Source organism: Mesorhizobium sp. YR577, from assembly GCF_900116595.1.
Classification (GTDB): domain Bacteria; phylum Pseudomonadota; class Alphaproteobacteria; order Rhizobiales; family Rhizobiaceae; genus Mesorhizobium_M.
Map to the genome: position 1 here is coordinate 39,644 of NZ_FPBI01000029.1, position 24,747 is coordinate 64,390.

Consider the following 24,747-nt stretch of genomic DNA (forward strand, 5'->3'; position numbering starts at 1 on the left):
AGGCAGCGAAGCCACCCTGGAGGTGGCTCACACGATCCAAACCCATTTTCGAGCGGTCTTTGCCGAAAGCTCCTATCGCCAACCGCTTGCACAATAAAGGACGATGCGCTTGCCTTCTGCCAGAATTGGTTTGTGGTAGGGCTTTTCGGGATCGATCTTGCCTTCGCGCGACAGTTCTCGGGATAGCGCAGATCCACGAAAAGCACGTCATTATCTCCCAGAGCGGCCTTTGCTTCATCGACATCGAGTGTGTCGACAATGACATTGGCTTGCGCCAAAAGTTGCTTGTAACCCTTTGTGATCATGCCGGCGCCCGCTCCGTCTCGGTGAGCAGCCCGCGCACCGCTGCGAGCACGGATTCCGGTTCGGTGCGTATCATCCAATCCGGGCTCACATCGGAGAAGATCACCTTGCAGTTCCTGTCGACTATCACTATGGCGGGCATAGGCAGTTCCCAGGTTCCCGTGCCGGTGACTTCACCGATCGGCTTCCCATTGGCGATCGCGGCCTGACGCGATGGCTCGTCATAGCTGTAGAGGATACCGAGGTAACGCGAGAGCCTGTTGTCTCGATCTGTGGCTACAGGGAAGCTGAAGCCGTGCTTTTCCTTGATTTCGACCAGACGCTCCGGCACCTGAGGGCTTATGGCAATGAGACCCACACCCAGCTCTGCGAGAGTGGGAGCCAGTTCGCGGTCGTAGTATGGCAGCGCGACATTGCAGACCGGGCAGCCGGCGAAGCGGAAGAAGATCATCACAAGCGGCCCGGAAGCCAATAGACTGTCTCGTGTCAGTCTTGCGCCGCCAACCTCCTCGAGCACGAAATCAGGCACGAGATCACCGGCCTTGACGAAGTCGGCTTTATTCTTGGTTTCAATCAGATGGCTGCGTTGGCCGGCGCTGATTTTCAGCGCATTCGGATCCATCGTGGCCACGCGCTTTGCTTGGAAGTCTTCCATGACTTCCCTGAGTGACTGGTGGTGCGACATGACTGCTCTCCTTTGTGGTGCTCCTCCCGGAGCAATAGTAGGTGATGGAGTATTTTCCTCAGGCGCCTTTGGGCCTGTCCCAGGCCACGCTGGGTGGCCGATCAAGTTGAAGCTTGGACGCGGGTGGTCTGGCCTCCGGATGGACATAGATGAAGCCAAGCCAGTTGTTTGGCCGCACGCGGATGTATTGCGGTGGATAGGCTATGTCGGCACCGAGCGCAGCGGCCGCATGAATGCCCCATCGCGGATTGTCCAGCATCGGCCTGGCCAGAGCTACGAAGTCGGCCTCATCATTGGCAATAATCGACTCGGCCTGGTCGAAGCGCCCGATCATGCCGACAGCCATTGCCGCCAGGCCAGTGTTCTTTTTAATAGACGTCGCAAATGGCACCTGATGGCCGGGTGCTGCCGGAGGAATGGATATGCCCGGAGCAATATTGCCGGCAGACATGACGACATAGTCGAGGCCCGCCCGCTCAAGCTCTTTCGCGAAGACGACTGCATCGTCAAGGCTGAAACCATCGGGGTGCCAATCAGTGCTGTTGACACGGAAGCCGAACGCCTTTTCCTTTGGCCAGACGGCACGCACCGCACGCACGACTTCCAAGGCAAAGCGCATGCGGTTTTCGAGCGATCCGCCCCATTTGTCGAGCCGCTTGTTGGAAAGCGGCGACATGAAATTGTGGATCAGATATCCGTGCGCACCATGAATCTCGACGAGATCGAAGCCGGCGCGATCGGCACGTTTCGCGGAGCGTGCGAAAGCCTTGATGATGCGCAGCATGCCGACTTCATCGAGTTCTTCCGGCACCTGCCAATGCTGATCGAAGCCGATCGGTGAAGGCGCAACTGGCTTCCATGCACCTTCATCCATCGGTAGAGGCTCGCCACGCCAACGATCGGGGATCGTTCTGGTAGCCGCCTTGCGTCCGGTATGGGTAAGTTGGATGCCTAGTTTGGCAGCCGATAGCTTCTTCGCTTCCGCGACGAGCTCGGCCAAGGCCTTTTCATTCTCGTCGCTGTAGATTCCGAGGCAGCCGAGCGTGCCGCGACCAATATCCTCGACGGCGGTCGCTTCCATGATCACCAGCCCGGCGCCCGACATCATCAGGTTGCCGATATGGATCAGGTGCCATGGCTGTGCCGTCCCCTCGATGGCGCTGTACTGACACATCGGCGACACGACGATTCGGTTCTCGAGATCGAGCCCGCCGATTTTACCGTCGCTGAAAAGTGCACTCACCCTTGTCTCCTCCGCATGGCCGCATTTCGGAGACCGGCATAATGGGCGAACGCAACCATCCCGCAACCTCACTGCACCGGCTGGAGCCAGTTTCATGGATGTGAATTGTCCGTCGCGATGCGGGTGTTGCGAAGGGGCTGTGTGGTAATCCGTATTTGCCGCCGTATGAGGGCAGGTACTTCACGGTCTTCCGCCGTCGAGCCTAAGAGGACATCGCAACAGCTTCTCAAAGACAAAAGCAGTTCGCGATGACACTCATGCGGCGATGGCGAGGATTCCCGGCATGACGTTTCAATGCCTTGCGGATGAAGCGCTTGGCAGCCACCAATCTCGGTGCTCGCTGAAGTAGAAATCGACTGCATCACCGGTCGTATGATCGGGAACAGGCAGTTCCAGTCCCATCAGCGCAAGCACCAAACCCAGCAACCCTTCAGTCTGGCGCAGTCGCAATCCGAACACCAACCCCAGCGGCAAGGCGGTCTCAACTGCCAGATCGGAATATCATGGTTAGCCACCGCGTGTCTTGCGGCGCTGGGATCGGCACCGTCACCTCTAGGCAGCAGTATGTCGTGATAACGAAGGACCCTTCTCTGACGATCGTGCGATGGACGAGGACTACGCTTCAGTATCACCCGTCGCACCGAGCAGACCGTCGAGGGTCCGCGCCGCAGCTTGCAGACTGGCAATCGCCCGTGCTGTGTCGAGGTCCTCCATGGCGACCACACCGATCGAGAACTCCTGCGTTCCCGGATTCGCGTCGGCGCTGCGCAACCTCACCGCCACACCGATCGCGCCCTTTTGGAGCTGGCCGCGTGTCAGGCTGTAGCCCTCCGCTCGGGCCTGTCGTACCGTCTCAGGATCATCCGGTCGCGGCGCTCGCCCGGCGAGGATCGCGATTCCGGCCGCCCCCCGCTCCAGCGGGTGCCTGCTTCCAACCCGGTATCCGACACGGATCAACTGACCCGAAGGCTCCTCAACCAAGATGGCGACGCAATCGACGCCGTCGGCAAGCGCGACGAACGCCGTCGCGTCTGTGTCAGCGGCAAGGTCGCGCAGCAGCGGCTCCGCCAGCACCTTGAACTGAGGCATGAACTGATTGGCGATGGCGGGGATACCGATGCCGAGGAAAACACGTCCTTCCTTCGACCTTACGACCATCCCGTGCGTCTCCAGCGTCGCCACGATGCGATAGGCAATGGCGCGGTGAACGCCCAGGAATCGCGCAATCTCCGCGACGGTGACACCCTCGCGGGACCGGGCCACGTGGCCAAGAGTCACCAGTCCCCGGTCGAGCGTCTGCAAGGTGGTTGTCGTCTTGTCCGTTATTTCCTGACCTCGGTTCGCGATCGCCATGCTCACCCATCTGGGACCAGTATTTCCCACAATTGCCGAAAAACGATTCGTCTGGTATTGTCTTTATCAGAACATTTTGTGCGATAATAGAGACAAAGCGAGAAATCTTATGCAGGAGCAGGCAAAGGATGATGAAGTTCCCGGAGCACACGCAAAGGCGTCCGCCTGTCCGTTCACGGCACACCCTGCAAAAGATCCCAACGGCTGCCCGGTTTCTTCGCGGGCAGCAGCCTTCGATCCGTTCGAAGAGGAGTACCAGCTGGATCCCGCAGAATGCCTGCGATGGGCGCGCGAAAGCGAGCCGGTCTTCTACAGCCCCAAGCTCGGATACTACGTCGCGACGCGCTACGAGGACGTGCAGCACATCTTCCGCGACAATGTCACCTTCTCGCCTAGCGTGGCGCTGGAGAAGATCACGCCCTTTTCCAACGAGGCGCAAGAGGTCCTGAAAACTTACGACTACGGCATGAATCGCACGCTCGTGAACGAGGACGAACCGGCGCATATGGAGCGGCGGCGGGCGCTGATGCATTCCTTCAATCCGGACCAATTGGCCGAGCACGAGCCCATGATTCAGCAGCTTGCATGCGAGTTCGTGGATCGTTTCGTTGACCGGGGCGAGGCGGACCTGGTCGAGGACATGCTGTGGGAGGTGCCGCTGAGCGTCGCGCTGCATTTCCTCGGTGTGCCCGAAGAGGACATGAGCAAGCTGCGCGAGTATTCGATCGCACATACCGTCAACACCTGGGGTCGTCCGACGCCCGACCAGCAGGTCGAGATCGCCCACAAGGTAGGGCATTTCTGGCAGTTGGCTGGCCGCGTGCTGGGGAAGATGCGCGCAACGCCCGACGAGCACGGCTGGATGCGCTACGCCATCCGGCGCCAGAAGGACGTGCCGGACGTGGTGACCGACTCCTATCTGCATTCGATGATGATGGCGATCATCGTGGCGGCGCATGAGACGACCGCGCACGCTTCAGCTAACGCCTTGCTAGCTCTGCTGCAGAACCGTGCGCTGTGGAAACAGCTGTGCGAGGATCCGGACCTAATCCCCAATGCAGTCGAGGAATGCCTGCGCTTTACAGGCTCGGTTGCCGCGTGGCGGCGCATCACGACGCAGGACACCATGGTCGGCGGCGTCTCCATCCCGGCGGGATCGCGGCTTTTGATGATAAGCGCTTCGGCCAATCACGATCCCCGCCATTTCGAGAACCCCGACACGATCGATCTCTACCGGGCTAACACCACCGACCACCTGACCTTCGGCTATGGCAGCCATCAGTGCATGGGCAAGAACATTGCCCGGATGGAGATGCGCATCTTCATCGAGGAACTGACGCGCCGCCTCCCCCATATGGAGCTGGTGCCGGGGCAGCGATTCACCTATGTCGCCAACACCTCGTTCCGCGGGCCTGAACATTTGCGCGTGCGCTGGGACCCGGCGCGCAATCCCGAGCGGCTGTCCGGAACGAAGTCGACCCCGAAGCGGAATTTTCCGATCGGAGCTCCCTCTAACAAGGATGTTGCACGGTCGGTAACTGCCTCCGCGATCGAGCCAGAGGCTGAACGGATCGTGCGGGTCACCCTAACGGCCCGCCCCGGCGAGAGCCTGCCCGGCTGGACGCCGGGCTCGCATATCGAGTTGGTCCTGGGCGATATAGTGCGGCGTTATTCGCTTTGCGGCAGACCAGGCGAACCCGCGTGGGATATCAGCGTCCTGCGGGAAAACGAAAGCCGTGGCGGTTCGGCCTATGTCCACGAGCAGCTGCGCCAGGGGGCCGAGGTCAAGGTCCGCGGACCCAAAAACCATTTCCAGCTCGACGACAGCCACATTGGAGGCTTCGTCCTGGTGGCGGGCGGCATCGGTGTCACGCCCATCGCCGCGATGGCCGACCGGCTCAAGAAGCTCGGTCGCTACTATACGATCCACTACTGCGGGCGGGCGCGCCGCTCGATGGCGCTGCTCGACCGGCTTGTCGATGATCACGGCGGCCGGCTCATGATTTATCCGGCTGAAGAAGGTCTGCGGCTGGATGTCGCCGCGCTTACCGCGGCAGCCGACGACGGCACTCAGATCTACGCTTGCGGTCCCGAGCGGCTTCTCGACGCACTTGCCGGCGGCATGGCGGAGCGTCCAGGGCAACTGCATGTCGAACATTTCACTGCGACCGAAACGCGGCTCGATCCCAACAACGAGATCGTGTTCGACGCCGAACTCAGGGATTCCGGTCTGACGGTGCGCGTCGCGGCCGACCAGACGCTCCTGGAGGCGGTGCGAGCCATCGGTATCGACGTCCAGAGCGATTGCGAGGAAGGTCTTTGTGGGACCTGCCAAGTCGATGTGCTGCAGGGCGATATCGATCACCGCGACCGGGTGCTTACCGGCGAGGAGCGTGGTGCCGGCGATCGCATGATGGCGTGCTGTTCGCGCGGACGCGGTAAGCTGGTGCTGAGCCTATGATGCTTCCGTCGCGATTGGACGATAATGCCAGGAAGAGGGAACCGGTTTTCGGACGACTTCACGGTTTCGCTTGTGATCCTGCCGGATCTGGCGGCGCCGAGGGATTCCGCCTGGCCGCGCCATAGTCCGCGACAATCGATGAAGCTTGCGGGGCCCGCCCGGCCGGTGACTGTTGGCAGTCATAGCCTGCCGGAACTTCACGAATTGCGCGCGGGCGGCAGCGGCACGCGCGCTAAGTGCTATCCGTGGCGCCGCGTCGTTAAGCGCAGGCGCCTTACAGATATTCCCAGATGTCCTTGTCCTTGATCGCTGCGGGATCGCCCCTATAGGGGATCGTCCTGCCGTCCTTCACGATGCAGATCGTGTCGACGGCATCGAGGAGCGACAGCACGTTCTGCTCCACGACGATGGTGGCGACGCTTTCCTCGTTGTTGAAGCTGCGGATGGCGCTCATGAGCTGATGCACAACTACAGGCGCAAGCCCCGTGGTCGGCTCATCCAACAGCAGCACGCGCGGCTTGCCGATCATGCCGAGCGAGATTGCCACCATCCGCTGCTCGCCACCGCTCATCAGCCCGACGGCCTGCCTCTGTCGCTCGCGCAAGCGCGGGAATAGGTCGTAGACGAACTCCTTGCGCTGGCGGCGCTTGGCCTCGCTCCAGCCGTTTGTCAGCACGCTCAGCGCCATGTCGATGTTGTCGCCCACACTCAAGCCCGGGAACACGTTGCGTTCCTGCGCGACGTAGCCGATGCCGGCGGCGAGGCGCTCGCGCACAGCGAGACGAGTGATGTCGCGACCGTCGTAGCGGATGGTTCCCGCCCTTACCGGAAGCAGGCCATACAGTGCGCGCAGCAGGGTCGTCTTGCCTGCTCCGTTCGGACCGATGATTCCGCACAGCTCGCCCGTCCTGACCGCGAAATCGATGCCGTGCAGCACTTCGTGACTGCCGTAGCCGGCCGCAACTTGGGCGGCGTTGAGAATGGCCTCGCTCATGCTACTGTCCCAGATAAAGGCGCACGACGTTGGGATCGCGCAGCACGTCGTCCGTCTCGCCCTCCCGGAACACCGTGCCCAGATGCATGAAGACGACCCAGTCCGCCAGTTGGCGCACGAGCTTGAGGTTGTGCTCGATGAAGAGGATGGTCCGCCCCTCGTCCGCAAGGTCGCGGAAGCAGTCCGAGACATGGTCGACGAGCCCTTCTTCCAGCCCGGCGCACAGCTCGTCGAAGCACATAAGCTTCCGGTCGGCGGCTAGCGCCTGAGCGAGCATCAGCAGTTTCTGTTCGCCATAACTCAGCTGCGAGGCGAGCACGCCCGCATGGCCCTCCAGCCGACAGAAGGCGAGGATGGCACGCGCTGCCTGCTCCTGCGTCGCAATGTCGACGGGAACGAAGGTCCGCAGCAGGCTGATTGCCAGGGCTTCCTCGCGCGGCGAACGCGCGGCCAGCATCACCGATTCCAAGACGGTGAGGGATTTGAACGAGCGCGGATGCTGGAACGTGCGAGCAAGGCCGGCCCGCGACCGTAAATGCGCGCTGCTGCGCGTGATGTCCACGCCGTCGAGTACGATTGTGCCAGCATCCGGCCGGATCAAGCCGGAGACGATGTTGAGCAGCGTGGACTTGCCGGCGCCGTTCGAACCGATGAGTGCCGTCACCTTGCCACGCCGGATTTCGACGCTGAAGCCCTTCAGCACTTCGATGCCGCTGAACTTCTTGCGCAGGCCGTTCAATTCCAGAGCCGCGATCATGCCTTGCCTCCCGCCGCCTTTGGCTGGCGATGGCCGAGCAGCCCTTCCGGCCGCACGAAGACAACGACGACGAGGATGAGGCCGTAGACCAGCTGGCGCATGGCGGCACCGACTCCGGTCGGCAGAGGCACGAACTTCAGCACCTCGGGAAGTGCCAGTAGCAAAGCTGCTCCGAGCACCGGCCCGCGCAATGTACCCGCGCCACCAAGCATTACCATCAGGAGGATGAGGATGGAAACGCTGATGTCGAAACTGCTCGGATCGACATAGCTCACATAGTGGGCGTAAAGGCTGCCTGCAAAGGCGGCAACCGCACCCGACACGGCGAAGACCGAGATCTTCAACATGGCGACGTTCTTGCCGAGCGCGATGCAACCGGTCTCGTCGTCCCGCATCGCCTGAAGCACCTTGCCGTAGGGTGAGTGTGACAGACGCCAGACCACAAAGAACCAGAATGCGCTGCAGACGGTTGCGAATATCAGGAAAGACAGGCCCGACAGCTTTATGCCGAAGATCGACAGCCTCCGTATGCCTGGCAGGCCAGCGCTGCCGCCGGTAACATTCGTCCAGTTGACGAGGAGGATCGTCACCACGCTCTGGACCGCGATCGTGATGATGAGAAGATGGATGCCTCGGACACGAAGCGCGGGAAGCGCGACGGCCGAGCTCAAAGCCGCTGCACAGGCCATTCCGATGAGGATCGCGAGGAAGGACGGCACGCCGTTTATGGAAAGCAACGCGCTGGCATAGGCGCCGATCGCGAAGAACGCCGCATGGGCAAGCGACATTAGCCCGGCAAATCCGACGAGCAGATCGAGCGAAATCGCTAGGATCGCATAAATGTTCAGCGTGATCAGGAGGTGGATGACGTATTGCATGGCGAAGCCTCAGGTCTTGCCGAAGAGGCCCTGGGGCCTGAATAGGAGCACAGCATAAAGGATGACGAACGTTACCAGTAGCCGCCATCCGGCCGCGAGATACCAGACCGTCGCGCTCTCTGCGATGCCGACCAAGATGCCCGCGACCAGCGCGCCGACGATGCTGCCACGGCCGCCAATGATGGCCACGATGGCGGCGACCAGCACGATGTGCAGTGCGTCGATAGGGCGGACGCCGGTGCTGTAGAGCATGAAGCCTGCCGCGGGTACCACCAGCGCTGCACTCACCACGGCGGCTTGGCGCGCCACGCCCGGGATATCGATGCCGAGCACCTGCGCAAGATCGGAATTCTGCGCCACCGCCTGCATACGCTTGCCATGGACGGTCCGATGCATAAACCAGATCAGCGCAATGAAGACGAGCGCCGTGGTGGCGACGGTGGCGACCGCGAATGCGTCGAGCACCAGAACGACCTTCGGTGCCAGCGGCATGCGCATGTCGCCGGCGTCGAGTGTCGCGCCGTCCAGCCCAAAGGCCATCACCAGCGTATATTCGATGACGATCAACGCGCCAAGCGAGGCTGTCAGCATGCCCATCTCCTCGGTCCGCCGATCCTTCAATGGCTGGTAGATGAGCCGGTGCGTTCCCAGACCGAGCAGGACTGCCACGGCCAGCGCACCGACGACGCCGAGCGGCAAAGGAACGCCGAAGACGCCGACGAACAGATAGAGCGCCAGGCCGGCCGCGATCAGCACCCCGCCATGGGCAAGGTGGACCACGTTCGACACCCACCAGGTCAAAGAAAAGCCGATGGCGACCATGGCATAGATGCAGCCCGTCACGAAGCCGTCAACGATGAGATTGGCAAGAAGGCTGTATGAACTCATTGTCGAGATGCGCTCGTGGCTGGCCTGCCCGGACGATCGGGCCGAAGTTACTTCAGATCGGCGACCTTGACGAATTTGCCGTCCGCAACCGTCTTGACGAAGTCAGACCGGCGCACGCTACCGTCCTCGAAATTGAAGACATAGCTGCCTCCGACACCTTCATAGGTGGGGAAACCCGCTTTAAAGGCAGCGCGGAAATTGTCCGCGGTGACCTCCTGCCCAGCCTTCACCATCCCTCCGATGATACCGGCATAGAGCTTGATCAGGTCATAGTGATTGGCCTGATGCACATTGGGAACCCCGCCGTTCTTCGCCGCGAAGGCATTGACGAAAGCTTTGCCCTTCGGATCAGTCGTCGAAGCATCGAAGCCGGGCGTGGAGAAGAAGCACTTCGTCGCCTTGTCGCCGATCGCAAGAACCTCCGGATCCTCGAAGGCGCCGAACGACAGGAAGTATCCTTCGTAGCCGAGCTCGCGCGCCTGGCGCACGATCTGCGCGGACTGCTTGCCTGTAGATGTCGTGATGTAGATTGCCTCGGGTGCTGCGGCGATCATCTTGAGCATAACGGCGCGGAAATTCGACTCGTCGATCTGGTGGGTTTCCTCCACCGTGATTTCTCCGCCGAGATCCGTCCACGCTTTACGGATGACCTTGCTGACGCCCGTCCCCAGATCGCTGACGATGGTGAGGATTCCAAGCTTCGAGACCTTTAGCGCGTCGCGGGCATAGGGCAGAATCTGTTCCGCGGAGTCGTCGGCATACATCCATGTGGACTGAAAGTTTGGAGAAATGCCCCGTACCGCGGGCGACGCCGTGCTTGCCGACAGGAGGTAGACTCCATCCTGCTCGGCCAGCGGAACGACGCCGACTACGACCGCTGTCCAACCGGTGACGATGATGCGCGCGCCATCAACATCGACCAGCTTGCGGTAGCCGTCGATCCCGTTTCGCGCCAGGCTCTGGCTGTCTTCTGCGAGCAGGCGCAACTGCCGGCCCTCGACTCCGCCGCCGGCATTGAGTTCATCGACGGCCAGCGCGGCACCTGCCATCATCATGTTGCCGAGCTTTCCGGAACCGCCGGTCAGCGGCATCAGAAAGCCGAGATCGATGGTATCGGCGGCCGATGCCGGGAGCGGCAGCATAGAAGCTGCCGCGAAGCCAGCCATCCCGCATACGAACTGGCGGCGCATCAATTTAAAAGTCACCGTGAAACCTCCCGATCAGCTTCGACTTATGTCGCCAGGCAGCGCATGCGCTGTCGGCTCCTCCCAAGGCTTTGCTATTACACCTAATCATATATGTAAAGTATTATTTCGACTGCCCCCTTGCTTTGTCGCCTGGCCTGCTTCAAAAGGTGCACGGCCCACAGAGCGCATTACCGATGAGCCATTTGTTCTCGGATAAGGTTTCACTCACCTTCCAGCTTGCCCAGTTGCTGCGCAACAGGATCAAGCAGGGCGTGCTCGCGCCCGGCGCCCGCATCCCACCTGAGGTCAAACTTGCGGAGGATTTCGGCGTTAGCGTCATCACTGTACAGCGGGCGCTGAAGGATCTCGAAAGTGACGGGCTGATCACCCGGCATCGCGGCCGCGGAACCTTCGTTGCCGAACGGTCGGCGCTGGCGGCTACTCCCGTTGAACGGGAAGTGTTGGCGGTGATGTTTCAAGACGAGTTCGATCCGGGAACTGAGATACTGTCTTGGGCACTTGTCGATCGCCCTACGACCCTCGCAGGTTTTGATCCATCTATCACCTCGGTGAAGCTCCTACGACGGCGCGTGCATCGCGGCGGAAAGCCCTGGAGCTACGGCTCGATCTACGTCTTGCCAGAGGTGTCCAAGGGCCTAAAGACGGCGGACATCAAACGTTTTCCAATGTTTCGCCTGATGCGCGATAAGCTCGGTCTGGAGCTGAAGGACGTCGATCTGTCATTCTTCGCGGAAGTTCCCACGCCCGAAACCAGCCGCGCGCTTGGCATTGATCCCGTCGCGCCGGTGATGGCCTTCCGCGGCGTCCTGCGCGACGTTGAGGACCGGGTGCTGACGGTCCTCGAGCTCTACTATCGCGCCGATCTCTTCGCGGTGAAGCTGCATCTCGACCTCAAGAATCCAATGCCGCTTCCGTAAGGCCCGGAGGCCTGCGGGAGCCGGCCAGATCGGAACTGACGGCGATCCGCTTGGCGAATGCGCCGAATTCGGCCAGCGCGTGGCCGGCATTTTCGAGGAACGGGTAGAGGCTGAAGATGTGGAGCCGCTCCTCGTAAAGGCGTAGCGTCACATCCACGTCGGCGGCGCGAGCATGGTCCGCAAGGCGTCGGGCGTCGTCGACTAGGACCTCCGTTCTGCCTGCTTGGATCAGCATCGGCGGCAGGCCATGCAAATCTCCATAGATCGGCGAGATCAGGGGATGATCGGCCGCTTCCGACTGGAAGTAGCCGGTCGCCATGTAAGTCAGGATATCGCGATCGATGATCGGATCCTGTCCCTCGCGCTCGTGGATGCTCGGGCTGGTCAGGCTGTTGTCGGCAAGCGGCGAAAGCACGAGAATGCCGCCTGGCCTAGGCAGGCCGACGTCGCGGATGCGCATCGCCGCAGCCACCGCGAGGCCACCGCCGGCTGATTCGCCGCTGAGGATGACGTTCGTCGGCTCGAAACCCTGAGTAAGCAGCCAGCGATAGGCCTCGACCGCGTCTTCGAGGGCAGCCGGGAACGGATGTTCGGGCGCCAGCCGGTAGTTGAGGGCAAAACATCGCCCATCGACGGCCTGCGCCAGCCGCTCGCAATATTCGGTCGAGCAATCGGCGGAGCCGAACGCGAAGCCACCACCATGGAGATGCAGCACCACGCGCTGTCGCCCCGTCTCCTCCGGGTCAATCCACAGCGCGTTGGCCGTACCAATCTCCACCTTCGAAACCTTAGTCGACGGCTTGGGCTGGAACTGGCCGAAGAACCGGTCATAGCCGCGCCGCAGGCCGCGCACGCCGCACGCCTCCTCTTCGGCCGTGAACAGGTCGTGCCACATGCTCCAGGCTTTGGCCTGCGCCGAGGTATCTGTGTCGTAGACCGAGCGGATGCCGCGCTTGTCCGACGCGATGTGCTTTTCGCCCGAGGCCTTCACGACGTCATAGGAATACAACCAGCGCCAGATGGTCGCCGCCAGGGGATCAAGCTGCGCTAGGCCCTTCATGCGGCCGTCACGTGCCTTGGCCTGGATGTGGTCACTCTCTGTCCAGAAGATGTGTGTCGAGCGGGCCGTCGTCTGCACCTTGGTGGCGCGTGGCCGACGCCGCAGCTCGTAGTCTGCCAGTGCCTCGGGGATGTTGTGCTTGCCGTGCCGGGCGAGCGTGGCGGCCAGCATGCTGCCGTCCTCCAGCGCCTGACAGGCGCCCTGCGCCAGATAGGGCAGCATTGCATGCGCCGAATCACCGAGCAGCGTAGCGCGTCCCACGCTCCAGCGCGGCAGGGGATCGCGATCGTAGAGGCCGGTCACGAAAGCCTCGTCGATCGAATCGACCAGCTTCATCAGGCGTTCGTTCGCGCCGTGCATGGAGGCGCGCAGGTCATTGAGATTAGCGGAGGCATCCCAGGACTCGCGGTGCACCTCGGTCGCCGGCACCACGCCCCCGAAATTGAAGAGCATGCCAGGACGTACCCAGTATGCCCAGACCATGCGGTCGGCGCCCGCCCATCCATAGAATCGCTCCTTGAAGGCCATGTTGCGAATGCGATCGGCGGGGATCAGTGCTCTCCACACTAACTTGCCGGAAAAGACCGTGCCGCCATCGCCGACGAGTTTCTTGCGGATCACCGAATGGATGCCGTCCGCGCCCACGAGGACGTCACCCGAAATCTGCTCGCCGTCCGCCAGTGTCACCCGGACACCGTCGGCATCCTGGTCGAAATCGGCTACCCTGGCGTTGAGCCGTAGGACGCCCTTCGGCAGCGCATCCGCCAGGATGCCAAGCAGATCGGCACGGTGGAACTGATAGAAGGTTTCGCCGTAGCGCTCGGCGGCAGCCGGGCCGAGCGGCATATCCGAAATGATGCTGTCGTCGTCGAAGGCCAGGACGCGGAAGGACACCGGCCGCACACCGACGGCGTCGGCATCCGACAGCAGACCCAGCTGCTTCAGCACCACCGTCCCGTTGCTCGAAATCTGCACGCCCGCGCCGATCTCGCGCAGCGCCGGAGCGTGCTCCAGCAAGGTTACCCGCATGCCGAGGCGTAGGCACTGCAATGCGGTAGACAATCCGCCAATGCCGGCGCCGACAACGATGACGTGCATTTCCCGTCCTCCCAGAATTCCGTCGAAAGACGCGCCGTAACTTCGACGCGCCATGATGCAATCACGCGGTATTACATATAAACGTATATGTAAAGAACTTATTGATCGGATGGCGAGGTTCGATAGGTGCGGCGGATGATTGGGATCAGGACCATTGAGACAAAATCGGGCCGATTGAGAGGGGATGGTTTCTGCGCCCGGCCGGCGTTCCGAACGAATTCCAAAGCAATAGCCGATGATCAGCATTCGAATCGTCAGTTCCGGATCGATCGAGGACTCCCCGATTTCGAGGCTGAACTCATGCAAGAGCGAAATAACACTCCCAGGCGCGTTGATGACTTCAAGTTTCCCGTACGACAGCGAAATGCTCGATGAACGATCTTAGAATCCCGAGCCGAGCTAAAGATTTAGGGAAATACAAATAGAACGCCGGTCTCTGGACGCAGAATTCCGGTAGAATTTCGATGAGGTAGCCGCGAGCCAATTCCTCTTCGACACCTGCGCGAAGCGACCATCCAATACCGAAGCCCTGCCGAGCGGCTTCAACGACAGTTCGGAGATCGTTGAATATCAGCCGCCCGCTCACTGCCACGGAAATCTCACTGCCGGGGGTCTTGAAGCGCCACTCGGCAATCCGGCCGGACGTGATTTGCCGATGTCGGATACAGCTATGCGACAACAGGTCTCCGGGATTTGACGGGTGTCCGTATCGCGCGAGATAATCAGGTGAGGCGATATAGGCGCCATCTTGCGGTCGCGACAGACGCCGAGCGATCATGTCGTTCTGCAGATGATCGCCGAGGCGAATGCCAGCATGGAACCCTTCGGAGACGATATCGACCAGCGCCTCGTTGATCGCGAACTCCAGTTCCACGTCCGGATATGCCGTTTCGAAGGCCGCTAGCTTTGGGGCGATAATCAGTTGCCAGGCGCGGTAAGGCAGTGTGATTCTCAGCTGCCCTGATTTGTTCTCGGCCGCATCGCGCGCCGTATCCAGGGCCACCTCGATTGCCCCGACCAGGTGCCGCGTGCTGATGAACAAGGCCCTTCCCGCATCCGTCATGGTGACGGAACGGGTGTTGCGGGTGAGCAGCGGCGTCCCGAGACGTTCTTCGAAGACTTTGAGCTGGTGCGAGATCGTGGGTGGATTGACACCAAGGGCACGAGCGGCCGCTCGCAACGAGCCAAGCTCGGCGATTGTCAGGAAGGTCTGGAGCCCAGGCAGCTCTGCCCGCGTCATGATTGATTAAAATAATCGAACATAAAGATGAAATTATAACGGCTATTCGCAATTATCAATCGGAGCGACATTGGGAATGCTATTTTGGAGATACCAATGTTCATCGCATCGTCCCGCCGAAGTTCTGTCTTTACAGGCGTGACCGTCATCCTTTTCACGGTCTTCACGATGGCCCTGACGGATGCTTTCGTGAAATCGGCCAGCGCCGACATGACGCTCTGGCAGATCTATGTTCTACGGTCGATCATCGCCATTCCGGTGCTGTTCTTGCTCGCGCGCGGCTCGGCATGGCCGGCCGCGCCGATCTGGGTCGCTCTTCGCAGCCTAACCCTTGGATTGATGTATCTCGCCATTTACGCCGCGATCCCGATGCTCGATCTCTCGGTGATCGCCGCATCTCTCTACACCGGCCCTCTATTCATCGTCGTGCTATCGGCGATCGTTCTCGGCGAAAGGATCGCCTGGTATCAGTGGGCGGGCATGGTGGTGGGCTTTGTCGGGGTGCTTGTGATCGTGCGCCCTGCGACGGCCGACTTTTCACCATTGTCGCTGCTCCCGGTCGTTGCGGCTTTTCTTTATGCGGTCGCCGCTGTCTTGACCCGCGCCAGGTGCCCAATGGAAGAGCCGCTCACTATGGCTTTATGGCTGAATGCGATTCTTCTTGCTCTTGGATGTATCGCCAGCGTTGCCGTCGCGTGGTCGGGAACCGGATTGGCCTACGACTATCCGTTTCTTTTGGGCCGCTGGGCCGAGATGGATGCCGGCCAATGGCGGATCATTTTTACCCTGGCGGCTTTGATCATTGGCGTCAGCATCGGCTTGGCCCGGGCCTATCAATCGGAACATCCGCAGATAATTGCGACGTTCGACTATGCCTATCTGATTTTTGCGGGATTTTGGGGTTTCGTTTTCTTCGGCGAGGTTCCTGACAGGATGACGCTAGCCGGCATGGCTCTCATCGTGCTGGCTGGCCTGATCCAGCTTTTCGCGGAACGTCTGGTCGGAAACGTTGCCCGATCCTTTGAGCCATGCTGTCGCCGAACGGCAGAATGAGAGCCTTGATGTCGCACCCTAGCTCCTAGCCACATCTCTCCTCTGGCTGGGCGCACATCCTGCTGATCGGCGAATATCTCTGGCCCATCGAGACAAAAGCTTAGACCAGATGAGCGATTGCAGCGGCATCACCGCTAGGTTTTCCTTCTCGAGCCGATGACGGCCGGAAAGGAAAAATACTATGGAAAGAATAGTTTATGTCGGCCTCGACGTTCATGCCGATACAATAGCCGTTGCGACGGCTGAAGAAGGGCGGGACGGCGAAGTCCGTTTTCACGGTGTCACTGAAAACACCGGCGATTCTGTTTTGCGATTGACGAAGCGGCTTGTCGCCGGAGGAACTCACCCGGTTTTCTGCTATGAAGCCGGGCCCTGCGGCTACGGCCTACATCGCTTGCTCACAAAGCTGGGGTTTGATTGCGCTGTTGTTTCGCCGGCCATGATTCCGCGTCGCGCCGGTGATCGGATCAAAACCGATCGTCGCGATGCAGAAATGCTTGCGCGGCTGTGGCGCGCCGGCGAACTGACGCCGATCTGGACACCAGATGAGGAGCAGGAAGCCATGCGGGATCTGATCCGCACACGCAAGCAGGCTCTGGAAGCGCTCAAGATTGCAAAACAACAGCTGCTGAGCTTCCTGCTTCGGCATGGTCTTCGCTATGATCGGCCGAGCTATTGGACGAAAATCCATTGGCGCTGGATCAACGAGCTTCGGAAATTTCGCTATCCGCATCAGCAACTGGCCTTTGAGGAACTGAAACGGACCATTCGCCAGATCGAGGAGCGCATCGGCACGTTGGATCAGGCGATCGAAGATGCCGTGAAGGACTGGCGTTTTGCGCGACTTGTCGACGCGCTCCGTGCGCTGCGTGGCGTCAACACGACAATTGCCGCAACGCTGGCCGCCGAGATCGGCGACATCAGCCGCTTCTCCAATCCCCGGCAACTCATGGCCTGGTTCGGATTGGTTCCGAGTGAGCATTCGAGCGGCAGCACGACACGGCGCGGACGCATCACGAAGACCGGCAATGCCTTGGCTCGCACCATGATGGTCGAGGCGAGCTGGTCGTACCGACATCCGCCTCGCGAACAGCATCCCCATTTGAAGCGCAGCCTTCATCTTCCGCAGGAGATAAGAGACATCGCCTGGAAAGCGCAGACGAGGCTCTGCAAGCGCTATCGCGATCTTTCGAAGACTGGAAAACCGCAACCGCGTGTTCTGACTGCTGTTGCCCGCGAACTGGCCGGCTTCATCTGGGATATTGCCCGTAAAGTGCCAATTCGAGCGTAGCGCACATAAATCCTGCTGCCTGTGCAGCATGCTGGAGATGTCGGCCAAGGATAGGGAACCCTCGACACACGTTGGGACAAATATCCGTTCTTAGAGAGAGGCAAGCCCGCATCGAATATGGTCAGGCGGCTAACAATCCGCGGATGAGAGTATGATAAACCATCGGTTCGGCCACCATCTCCAGCACCGTGCACAGGCTACATCAATTGACCTACTCCGCGCAGGCGGGGTAGCTTAACTGCGTCCGGAAAATCTAAATCGCCCCAGCCGGACCCGACCCCAATAAGGACTTTACAACCGTGGCAACACTAACTTTTCAAGGCAATAGACCCTAATCTGCCTTCGAGGAGAATATCGTGGGGTGGTCTTGAATATCTTGTGCCGCCAGTTCGAAAAGCCAGCCGATTCTGGACCTTTGCCTTGTCTCAAGTGAAGATTTCAGGTGGTCGTACATGTTGAGCCGGGCTGCATATTGTTGCAGTGCGTCTGCCGCCTGCTTAGGCTCATCGAGCGGTGAGCGCATTAAGAGGAGCGCATTCCAAATGGCGCTACGACTTGTGGCGGGGAGCGTCTCGTTCGCCTCCATTTCTCCAAGCCGCAAGAGCACGTGCCCCAAGGAAAGCGCGGCCAGCGCATCCTCGACCTCCTGAACTTGTCCACGAGATAGAACCGCTAGGCTGAAGACTAGGGATCGCAAACGAGCGAGATGGCGCTCTGCCCATGGCGTCCTCGAACGGATCGAAATAGCAGAGATCTCACGGCGTATGGACGCTCGCAAATGACGCCGGCGGCGCCTCGAATCCATCGGCAGCATCCAGCGATAAAAGACGTAGTTCAGGGAAATCCCGGTCAGCAACATTGCCTCGTTCGCTATCATTTCCGGTGTGGAACTGGGGCTCATGTCGACGGGCCGCGCGAGAACTGCGAAGAGCATGTTGAAAGCAAGGCCGATGAACAGCGTTCCATGGCCCACCTGCAACAAGGAGGCGCCGAATACGAGGGGCACCGCAAGCAGCAGCGAAAGCCACGTATGCGAAACCTGTCCCAAGACGGCGACACGCCAAAGGGTTGCGGCGGCCGCAGCTCCCAGGCCGCCAAGGAATACCTGACGAACGACGGGGGCGGGGTCGTCCACCATGGAAAACAGTACCGCGAATATGCCGGTCCCAAGAAGCAAGTACCGCAGCGGCTCCCAGTCGAAAGCAAGCCAGACAGACGAAGCAATCAAAGTTACGATGGCTGCCCGGAGTGCGGCCAACCGCAAGCCTGCAACATCCGGGTGCGGCCTTGATAAGCGTGGTGCGGGCTTGCCTTCAGCGTTCCCGACTCGTTCGTAGCCTCGCGCAGCGCGCGCGAGGAGAGCCCGCATCTCGTCCAGAACAGGAGATATTGCCGGGTCCGCTGCCTCCAGTTGATGAGAAGCGGTATGGATCGCCTGAATGTCCAGAACGCCGGCGGCGGCTAGGGTTTTCGCGGATTCGTCAAACGCGTTTCTTAAAGCAGTGAGGTCCGTGCAACCGGGCGTAAGCGCCGAGACCTCCCGAGAGCGGACCGCCCGTGCTACAACGATAAGGTCGAGCAGAAATGCGAACAGTGCATTCATTTCGTGCAGACTTCGCCGGGCGGAAATCGATCCCGCCGCCGTGTCCTCGGCTGATGCCTCAAGGGACGCAAGCGACAGGAGGAATTCGCGCTCTTTTGCGAAGGCACGTTCTCCAGGTTCAGCTAGAGCATCAGCGATCATCACGAGCGCCTGCACCGTCACCGTGCGGGCTCGGTCGGTGATCTCCGAACGAACTGCAGGTGGACCGAAGACAATTGCGATACTGATAGCCGAACCGATCCCGATGATATTATCCAGGAGACGGGCGGCAGCAAATTCCAATGGATCGATCGCTGTGCCCAACGTCAGTGTCACGATTACAGCGGATGTCAGGCCGCACAGCGCAGCGCCGTAAGCGCGTTGGTGACGCATTGCATTTGCGACACCGCTGCAGGCAGCGATCCAGATCGCGAGACCCAGAAGCGACAGGGCGGGCGATCCGCCGCCGGCAATTACCAGGAACGCACCCGCCACCGCACCGACAAGAGTGCCGATAAATTGCGCTAGGCTGCGCTCCAGTAAGAGCCCTCGCGACGGCTGTCCGATCATCCATACCGCCATGGCTGCCCACCAGGGATTTTCAAGTCCTGACACTGTCGCAATCAACATAGCAATGATGGACGCCAGCGTGAGGCGCTTAGCGATGTTCCGGGCTGTCGGATTGAAAAAGGTAGCTACTAATGGTTTCAAGTATACACCGGTCTTGCGGCCTGAGCGGCTAGTCAACATCATCCAGCATGTCGCCGAGAGCAGCTCGAGATAACGGCTCGTCCCATTCGACGGGTGAATACTTCGCAAATGCCTTGTTATCGGGAATATTTTCCCGAGTGAAACACCGATTTGATATCGGTCATATCGATATGATATGGGGATGGCTCAGTTCTGTGTCGTAATTTAGAAGTTTTGTCGTGTAGTATTCGTGATTTGATATAAGAATGGACCTGAAGCGACTTCGCTATTTCGTGACCGTGGCGCATTTCGGGAGCTTTACCCGGGCAGCTGAGGCCCTGCGCATGGCGCAGCCCCCATTGAGCCAACGGATTCAGGAACTCGAAGCCAAAGTCGGCTCGATTCTGATCAACCGTGACTCCCGCCCGCTGACGCTCACTCCTGCGGGACGGCTGTTCTTCGATCATGCAATGCAGGTGTTGCAAAAGACCGACGCCATGATGGCTTCAATGCGTCGTCTGAGCAGCGAAGAGCGGCGGACACTCACCCTGGGCGTTGTCCCTGCCAACTTCCACGGTAATATCGCCGGTGTCATCCGCGAGTTTCGTCGCGCGTTGCCGGAGGTAGGCGTACGGATTCTGGAAATGAACAGTATCGAGCAATCCGATGCCCTGCGGCAAGGGCGAATAGATGCCGGGATCAGCCGCATTCAAATCGTCGCCGAAGGAGTGCAGCGCATCGTGCTTCGTGAGGAGCCCATGGTGGTCGCGTTGCCTTACGACCATCCATTTGCCAGCATGGAAGAAGCAATACCTCTCGAGGCGTTGAGGAATGAACCCTTCATCGTCTACACCAGCGATCCACGTCCCAGCCTTGCTGACCATATGCTGGCTCAGTTCACAGAACGCGATATTGCACTTTCGAATGTCATTGAGGTTCGGCAGTACGATACGGCGCTCATCCTCATTGCTGCCGGTAGCGGGCTTTCAATCGTCCCGGCATCGGCGCATTTCACCTCCACGAGTGTTGTCCATCGACCGTTGTTGGAGCACATCACGTCACCGATCGTCTTCTGCCATCGAGACGATGATAATAGTCCTGAGCTTCGCGTGCTTTACTCGGTATTCTCTCATATGCTGGGCGAACATTCTCACGTAGCTCCGGTCGCATTGGAGGCTCGATTGGTGAGTTCGCCGCAGAGCTATTCGGAATAGGTGACTTCCCGTTTTGGACGCACCACCTCAGGGGGTACGCCTTCGAGAACCGTTAATGGAGCTAACTCTGATGGTGAAGCCGGTCGCGAGAATCTATTCGCGTTATAGCAGCGATGCTGCAAAGCTTCTCGGCCAGTCGATCCGGCTTGCCCGCATTGAACGAAAGCTGACGGTTGAGGGGCTCGCTGAGCGTGCTGGCCTTTCTCGCGGCCTCGTCCAGCGCATCGAACGCGGCGATATGGGCTGCGCTATCGGTGCTGTCTTCGAAACAGCGGCTATTGTGGGAATTAGGTTGTTAGATGCCGATCAAGCCTAGATGACGGGAAAGATCGTATCGAATGAACAGATTCTGACTTTGCTGCCGCAATCCGTCCGCAATCCCACGAAGGTCGTCAAAGATGACTTCTGAGAAGCCTCTCAACGAAGTGTATGTCTGGATCTGGCTTCCGAATGAAATAGAACCAGTCGTTGCAGGTCTGCTTTCACGCGCCGGTAGTGCGTTGGTGTTCAACTACGGCCCGCAGTTATCTCGAGCGTGACAACGCGATTCCGATCTACGAGCCGAACTTCCGCTCAAATCTGGGATACTGCCACTGCCAGCCGGGCTTTCTATGCCGAGCAGTCTGCGCGATGCTGCGCCGGATGCTTGGGGCCGGCGGGTCATCATCAAATCGCAAGTTCGGACACAAGGGCGCTGCGATCGATCTAGGGCAGCTCGATGAGCTGACCTATCTCATCGAATCCGGCTCTGATCGGATCGGCGCGCTCGACTTCCAGCGCTCGGCTACAGTCTATGAGCCCCGGCAAGCTGGTGGTGCTTCGCTCGACGACCTGCTGATGGCCGCCGAGCGAGTCGAGGCCGGCGTTCCCATCACGCCCGAGCTAGAACAGGCGCTCTTTCATGGCAGCTCGCTCGGAGGCGCCCGGCCGAAAGCAATGATCGAAGAGCCCAGCGCAAAATACATCGCCAAATTGTCATCGCGTACGATGTCCTCAACATCGTCAAGGCGGAATTCATAGCGATGCGGCTGGCCGTCCTTGTTGGCCTGCGCGTCGCTCCTGTGCGTCTAGTCGGCACCGCCGGAAAAGATGTACTGCTGATCCAGCGCTTCGACCGGTCGCCTGGAGAGGGGGGCTGGCTTCGAAAAGGTATGGTGTCGGCGTTCACCCTATTTGGCCTTGACGAACTCATGGCGCGCTATGCGAGCTATCAGGACTTGGCCGAGATCATCCGTCATCGCTTCGAGACGCCGAGAGCGACACTGCACGAGCTGTTCGGGCGGCTCGTCTTCAACATCTTATGCGGCAACACGGACGATCATGCTGGAAATCATGCCGCGTTTTGGGACGGGACAACGCTCATGCTGACGCCCGCGTACGATATCTGTCCTCAAGGCAGAGCCGGCAACGAAGCAGGGCAGGCCATGCTCATTACCGGCGAAGAACCGTCAGAGCCGGCTAGCGGTCTGCCTCGACGCGGCTGCGCAGTTCCAGCTCAATGAGGAGGAGGCTATCGCGATCATGGAGACGCAGATCGATATCATTCAGAAGCAGTGGATGGTCATTTGTGACGAGGCCCGGGTTGAGCGATCGTCGATCGCAATTTGATGTGGCGGCGACAATTCCTGAACCCTTTCGCCTTTGAGGGCGCACCCTACCGGCTGACAAGAATGGTTGGGTGAGGATAGCATTTTCGATGATTATCAAAGACGTCGAAGAGCTTGAAGAAAGGCGGCTTTGCTTCGAATGCGTGGCAGAAGCGTTCCTGAGCTGGCAGGTTGAGACCGAAGGCTCTGTCGAGCAACGTTCCTATTGCGCGGACGAAGATCCCAGCTTCAGCCTCAAACGGATGTCCGACCATGTCGCGAAGGCCTTTGAGCAGCATTACGAGTCTGCTTTCCAAGCTCGGCCATCATCTTGCCCCAGTTGGCATCCGCAGCGCCTTAGTAAAATTCGATATGAATGTCCTTGGTCTGGGTCAAGACTGCGGAACTTGTGCCCGCAACCACCGCGAGGCGACAATTGCTGCTGCAATTTGTATCCGCCGACGCTAGTTTTGGCTGAACATATTTCTGTCTCCTCCAAAAGCTGTCCTCTCTGCAGTGCAAATGACAGCGACGATCCGGAGGGACGGAGCCCCAGCGAGACGGACGGCCTAGGGGTGGCGCATACTTCGGCGGCCCCCGGCCCCAGCAATCGTTTCAACGGTCGTGCGGTGCGGTTTCAATGTCGACCGGGTAGGCGACATATGCGAACCGGCAACTGTCAGGCGACCAGCTATTCACGTTGATTGTCCCCTGTCCTCCGAAGAGGCGTACTGCGCGGACAGGGCGAGCCCATCGCCCGTCGAGGACTATCATCAAGTCAACCCAAAGGTCAGGAGGATGTCCGGCGGTGCCGGGCGGATAGGCCAGGTACACCACGGTGCGACCATCCGGCGATATGTGAGGGAACCAGTCGACGGTTTGGCTGACAATCATGCGAGTTAGTTCCGAGCCGTCCGGCCGCATGCGTGCAATTTGGGCATGGCCGGAGAAAGCCTCGGTGTTGAAGTACAGCCACTGACCATCCGGACTGTACTCCGGGCCATCGGCCGGTGACCCAGCGCTGGTGACCTGCCGATAGCCTGTACCGTCGGCTCCGACCGTGTAGATCTCTGCGGATATGAACGTCAGTGCGCCTGCGCTCTTCTCAGCGCGAACCCCGACGAACGCCAGCTGCATGCCGTCGGGCGATACGCCGTGAAGGAAATGCATGAGCCCTTCGGGGCCATCCTTACCGGTGATGCGGACGGCGGTTCCACCGGTTACCGGCGCCCGATAAAGATGCCAGTCGTCGAAGGCCGACAAGAAAATGTGTGTGCCGTCTGGATCGAGAACGTGATCGTTGTTAACGGGTGGAACAGCGCCGATGGCAATGGGTTGGAGCGTCGGCCTGTCGATGGGGACGCGCCACAAAGTGCCGGCGCCGTTGAGGATGAGAGCATCCCCATGCAAGGTCCAATTCGGTGCCTCAAGCAGCAAATCCTTGGTGTCCAGAATTAGGGTGTTCTGCCCGCTTACGACATCGTGAATCCAGACCTGGGAGCGCTGATTAGGCGCCAATTGACGGGGTGGTATATTCATTTCATTTCACCGGAGAGCCTTGTTGAAGAATTCCTCAAGCACCACGATGCTGCCGGCGGCGTTGAAGGCGAAGAGCAAAGGAGCGACGGCTTCTCGACTGACCGCGATAGCTTTGAAATCTGGATAGCCGGATCTGATGTCGCTTGGTAGTCAAATTTGAAAATGTGTCGCGTCTCAATCTACAACCAGTGACGCGAGGACATCGCTCGATGGAAACATCAAAGCTTTGGAGAACCGACGTCGCGCGGGTCTTAAGACGTTCCCAGCGGCAGCTTTCAAAATTCTGCATTGTAAAATCGATTTCGCATTGGTAAATTAATGTCAATACCGCAATGCTCGGAATCGCTGTGTTTTTCGCTCTTACGGCGGACTTCAAAAGTTCGAGGGACCCGGCAGACTGACAACAATCAGGAGATAATTATGGATAAACTTGCCACGCGCCAGTCTCAGGCGGCAGTCGTGCGTTCCGCTGGCAAGCCGCTTGTCATAGAAGCCGTCACCCTCGGCGGTCCGCGTTCTAACGAAGTGCTGGTTCGGGTTGTCGCGTGCGGCGTCTGCCACACCGATATCGTCTTCCGCGACCAATACTACAAGTCGCCGCTGCCAATCGTGCTAGGGTTCAGACTCAATCATAGCCAGAACGCGACGAGGGTAGCCAAGGCGACCGCAGATAAGAAGTTTCTGGCAAGCTTGTCGTAACGCGTTGC

Annotated in this window: 21 protein-coding genes and 3 pseudogenes; 9 read left to right on the forward strand and 15 right to left on the reverse strand. The window is 59.8% G+C overall.

What is annotated here, in order from left to right:
- Positions 1–301 precede the first annotated feature (301 nt).
- The 4 genes and pseudogenes from BM413_RS28170 to BM413_RS28185 all read right to left on the reverse strand — a co-directional run bounded on the left by BM413_RS28170 (position 302) and on the right by BM413_RS28185 (position 3,584).
- Positions 302–988 carry a peroxiredoxin-like family protein gene (locus tag BM413_RS28170; protein ID WP_091918172.1) on the reverse strand — a complete coding sequence of 229 codons (687 nt, stop codon included), beginning with the start codon at positions 986–988 and terminating at the stop codon, positions 302–304.
- Between the two features lie 58 nt (positions 989–1,046).
- Entirely contained in the window at positions 1,047–2,231 is a 1,185-nt protein-coding gene (locus tag BM413_RS28175; protein ID WP_091918173.1) for an NADH:flavin oxidoreductase/NADH oxidase, read from the reverse strand.
- 366 nt (positions 2,232–2,597) lie between these two features.
- A pseudogene (locus tag BM413_RS28180) lies at positions 2,598–2,768 on the reverse strand (transposase); the annotation flags it as partial.
- Positions 2,769–2,846: 78 nt separating this feature from the next.
- Positions 2,847–3,584 carry an IclR family transcriptional regulator gene (locus BM413_RS28185; RefSeq protein ID WP_091918174.1) on the reverse strand — a complete coding sequence of 246 codons (738 nt, stop codon included), beginning with the start codon at positions 3,582–3,584 and terminating at the stop codon, positions 2,847–2,849.
- A 109-nt stretch (positions 3,585–3,693) separates the two neighbouring features.
- On the opposite strand from BM413_RS28185, the gene BM413_RS28190 reads away from it, so the two are divergent.
- Positions 3,694–6,045: a cytochrome P450/oxidoreductase gene (locus BM413_RS28190; protein ID WP_091918175.1), complete on the forward strand. Its 2,352-nt coding sequence runs from the start codon at positions 3,694–3,696 to the stop codon at positions 6,043–6,045.
- Between the two features lie 274 nt (positions 6,046–6,319).
- Here BM413_RS28190 and BM413_RS28195 read toward each other — a convergent pair whose 3' ends face one another.
- Genes BM413_RS28195 through BM413_RS28215 form a run of 5 tightly spaced genes read right to left on the reverse strand, consistent with a single transcriptional unit; the run spans position 6,320 to position 10,767 of the window.
- Positions 6,320–7,039: an ABC transporter ATP-binding protein gene (locus BM413_RS28195; protein ID WP_175544476.1), complete on the reverse strand. Its 720-nt coding sequence runs from the start codon at positions 7,037–7,039 to the stop codon at positions 6,320–6,322.
- A 1-nt stretch (position 7,040) separates the two neighbouring features.
- Complete coding sequence (locus BM413_RS28200) at positions 7,041–7,796, reverse strand: ABC transporter ATP-binding protein (protein WP_091918177.1); 756 nt, start codon at positions 7,794–7,796, stop codon at positions 7,041–7,043.
- Entirely contained in the window at positions 7,793–8,674 is an 882-nt protein-coding gene (locus BM413_RS28205; protein WP_091918178.1) for a branched-chain amino acid ABC transporter permease, read from the reverse strand. The genes BM413_RS28200 and BM413_RS28205 overlap by 4 nt, the downstream gene beginning before the upstream one ends.
- A 9-nt stretch (positions 8,675–8,683) precedes the next feature.
- Positions 8,684–9,562: a branched-chain amino acid ABC transporter permease gene (locus BM413_RS28210; protein ID WP_091918179.1), complete on the reverse strand. Its 879-nt coding sequence runs from the start codon at positions 9,560–9,562 to the stop codon at positions 8,684–8,686.
- A 47-nt stretch (positions 9,563–9,609) separates the two neighbouring features.
- Positions 9,610–10,767: an ABC transporter substrate-binding protein gene (locus BM413_RS28215; RefSeq protein WP_139238679.1), complete on the reverse strand. Its 1,158-nt coding sequence runs from the start codon at positions 10,765–10,767 to the stop codon at positions 9,610–9,612.
- A 125-nt stretch (positions 10,768–10,892) separates the two neighbouring features.
- Here BM413_RS28215 and BM413_RS28220 point away from each other — a divergent pair, with 125 nt between their 5' ends.
- Positions 10,893–11,687: a GntR family transcriptional regulator gene (locus BM413_RS28220; RefSeq protein WP_139238680.1), complete on the forward strand. Its 795-nt coding sequence runs from the start codon at positions 10,893–10,895 to the stop codon at positions 11,685–11,687.
- On the opposite strand, the gene BM413_RS28225 is transcribed toward BM413_RS28220, so the two are convergent.
- Positions 11,662–13,845 carry an alpha/beta hydrolase fold domain-containing protein gene (locus tag BM413_RS28225; RefSeq protein ID WP_244538066.1) on the reverse strand — a complete coding sequence of 728 codons (2,184 nt, stop codon included), beginning with the start codon at positions 13,843–13,845 and terminating at the stop codon, positions 11,662–11,664. The genes BM413_RS28220 and BM413_RS28225 overlap by 26 nt on opposite strands.
- A 340-nt stretch (positions 13,846–14,185) precedes the next feature.
- The gene (locus tag BM413_RS28230; protein WP_091918183.1) at positions 14,186–15,085 is read right to left on the reverse strand and encodes a LysR family transcriptional regulator; all 900 of its coding nucleotides are present in this window, start codon (positions 15,083–15,085) and stop codon (positions 14,186–14,188) included.
- A gap of 96 nt (positions 15,086–15,181) precedes the next feature.
- Between BM413_RS28230 and BM413_RS28235 the strand changes: the two genes are divergently transcribed.
- The gene (locus BM413_RS28235) at positions 15,182–16,138 is read left to right on the forward strand and encodes a DMT family transporter (protein ID WP_091918184.1); all 957 of its coding nucleotides are present in this window, start codon (positions 15,182–15,184) and stop codon (positions 16,136–16,138) included.
- A 181-nt stretch (positions 16,139–16,319) separates the two neighbouring features.
- Positions 16,320–17,429 carry an IS110 family RNA-guided transposase gene (locus BM413_RS28240; protein ID WP_091918185.1) on the forward strand — a complete coding sequence of 370 codons (1,110 nt, stop codon included), beginning with the start codon at positions 16,320–16,322 and terminating at the stop codon, positions 17,427–17,429.
- A 331-nt stretch (positions 17,430–17,760) separates the two neighbouring features.
- Here the strand turns inward: BM413_RS28240 and BM413_RS28250 are convergent, their stop codons facing one another.
- Complete coding sequence (locus tag BM413_RS28250; protein ID WP_210188992.1) at positions 17,761–19,764, reverse strand: FUSC family protein; 2,004 nt, start codon at positions 19,762–19,764, stop codon at positions 17,761–17,763.
- 203 nt (positions 19,765–19,967) lie between these two features.
- On the opposite strand from BM413_RS28250, the gene BM413_RS28255 reads away from it, so the two are divergent.
- The 4 genes from BM413_RS28255 to BM413_RS33845 all read left to right on the forward strand — a co-directional run bounded on the left by BM413_RS28255 (position 19,968) and on the right by BM413_RS33845 (position 22,417).
- Positions 19,968–20,915 carry a LysR family transcriptional regulator gene (locus tag BM413_RS28255; protein WP_091918186.1) on the forward strand — a complete coding sequence of 316 codons (948 nt, stop codon included), beginning with the start codon at positions 19,968–19,970 and terminating at the stop codon, positions 20,913–20,915.
- A gap of 70 nt (positions 20,916–20,985) precedes the next feature.
- Entirely contained in the window at positions 20,986–21,231 is a 246-nt protein-coding gene (locus BM413_RS28260) for a helix-turn-helix transcriptional regulator (protein WP_244538062.1), read from the forward strand.
- A 152-nt stretch (positions 21,232–21,383) separates the two neighbouring features.
- Positions 21,384–21,935: a hypothetical protein gene (locus tag BM413_RS33840; protein ID WP_244538063.1), complete on the forward strand. Its 552-nt coding sequence runs from the start codon at positions 21,384–21,386 to the stop codon at positions 21,933–21,935.
- 2 nt (positions 21,936–21,937) lie between these two features.
- Positions 21,938–22,417 carry a HipA domain-containing protein gene (locus BM413_RS33845; protein ID WP_244538064.1) on the forward strand — a complete coding sequence of 160 codons (480 nt, stop codon included), beginning with the start codon at positions 21,938–21,940 and terminating at the stop codon, positions 22,415–22,417.
- A gap of 152 nt (positions 22,418–22,569) precedes the next feature.
- Here BM413_RS33845 and BM413_RS28270 read toward each other — a convergent pair whose 3' ends face one another.
- Together BM413_RS28270 and BM413_RS28275 are read right to left on the reverse strand one after the other, a co-directional pair.
- Positions 22,570–22,800: a hypothetical protein gene (locus BM413_RS28270; protein WP_091918187.1), complete on the reverse strand. Its 231-nt coding sequence runs from the start codon at positions 22,798–22,800 to the stop codon at positions 22,570–22,572.
- A 316-nt stretch (positions 22,801–23,116) separates the two neighbouring features.
- Positions 23,117–24,040 (reverse strand): TolB family protein, encoded by a 924-nt coding sequence (locus tag BM413_RS28275; protein WP_091918188.1) that lies wholly within the window; start codon positions 24,038–24,040, stop codon positions 23,117–23,119.
- A 420-nt stretch (positions 24,041–24,460) separates the two neighbouring features.
- Here BM413_RS28275 and BM413_RS33850 point away from each other — a divergent pair.
- Positions 24,461–24,646 (forward strand): annotated as a pseudogene (locus tag BM413_RS33850) (alcohol dehydrogenase catalytic domain-containing protein); the annotation flags it as partial.
- Positions 24,647–24,669: 23 nt separating this feature from the next.
- Here BM413_RS33850 and BM413_RS33855 read toward each other — a convergent pair.
- Positions 24,670–24,747 (reverse strand): annotated as a pseudogene (locus BM413_RS33855) (IS5/IS1182 family transposase); the annotation flags it as partial.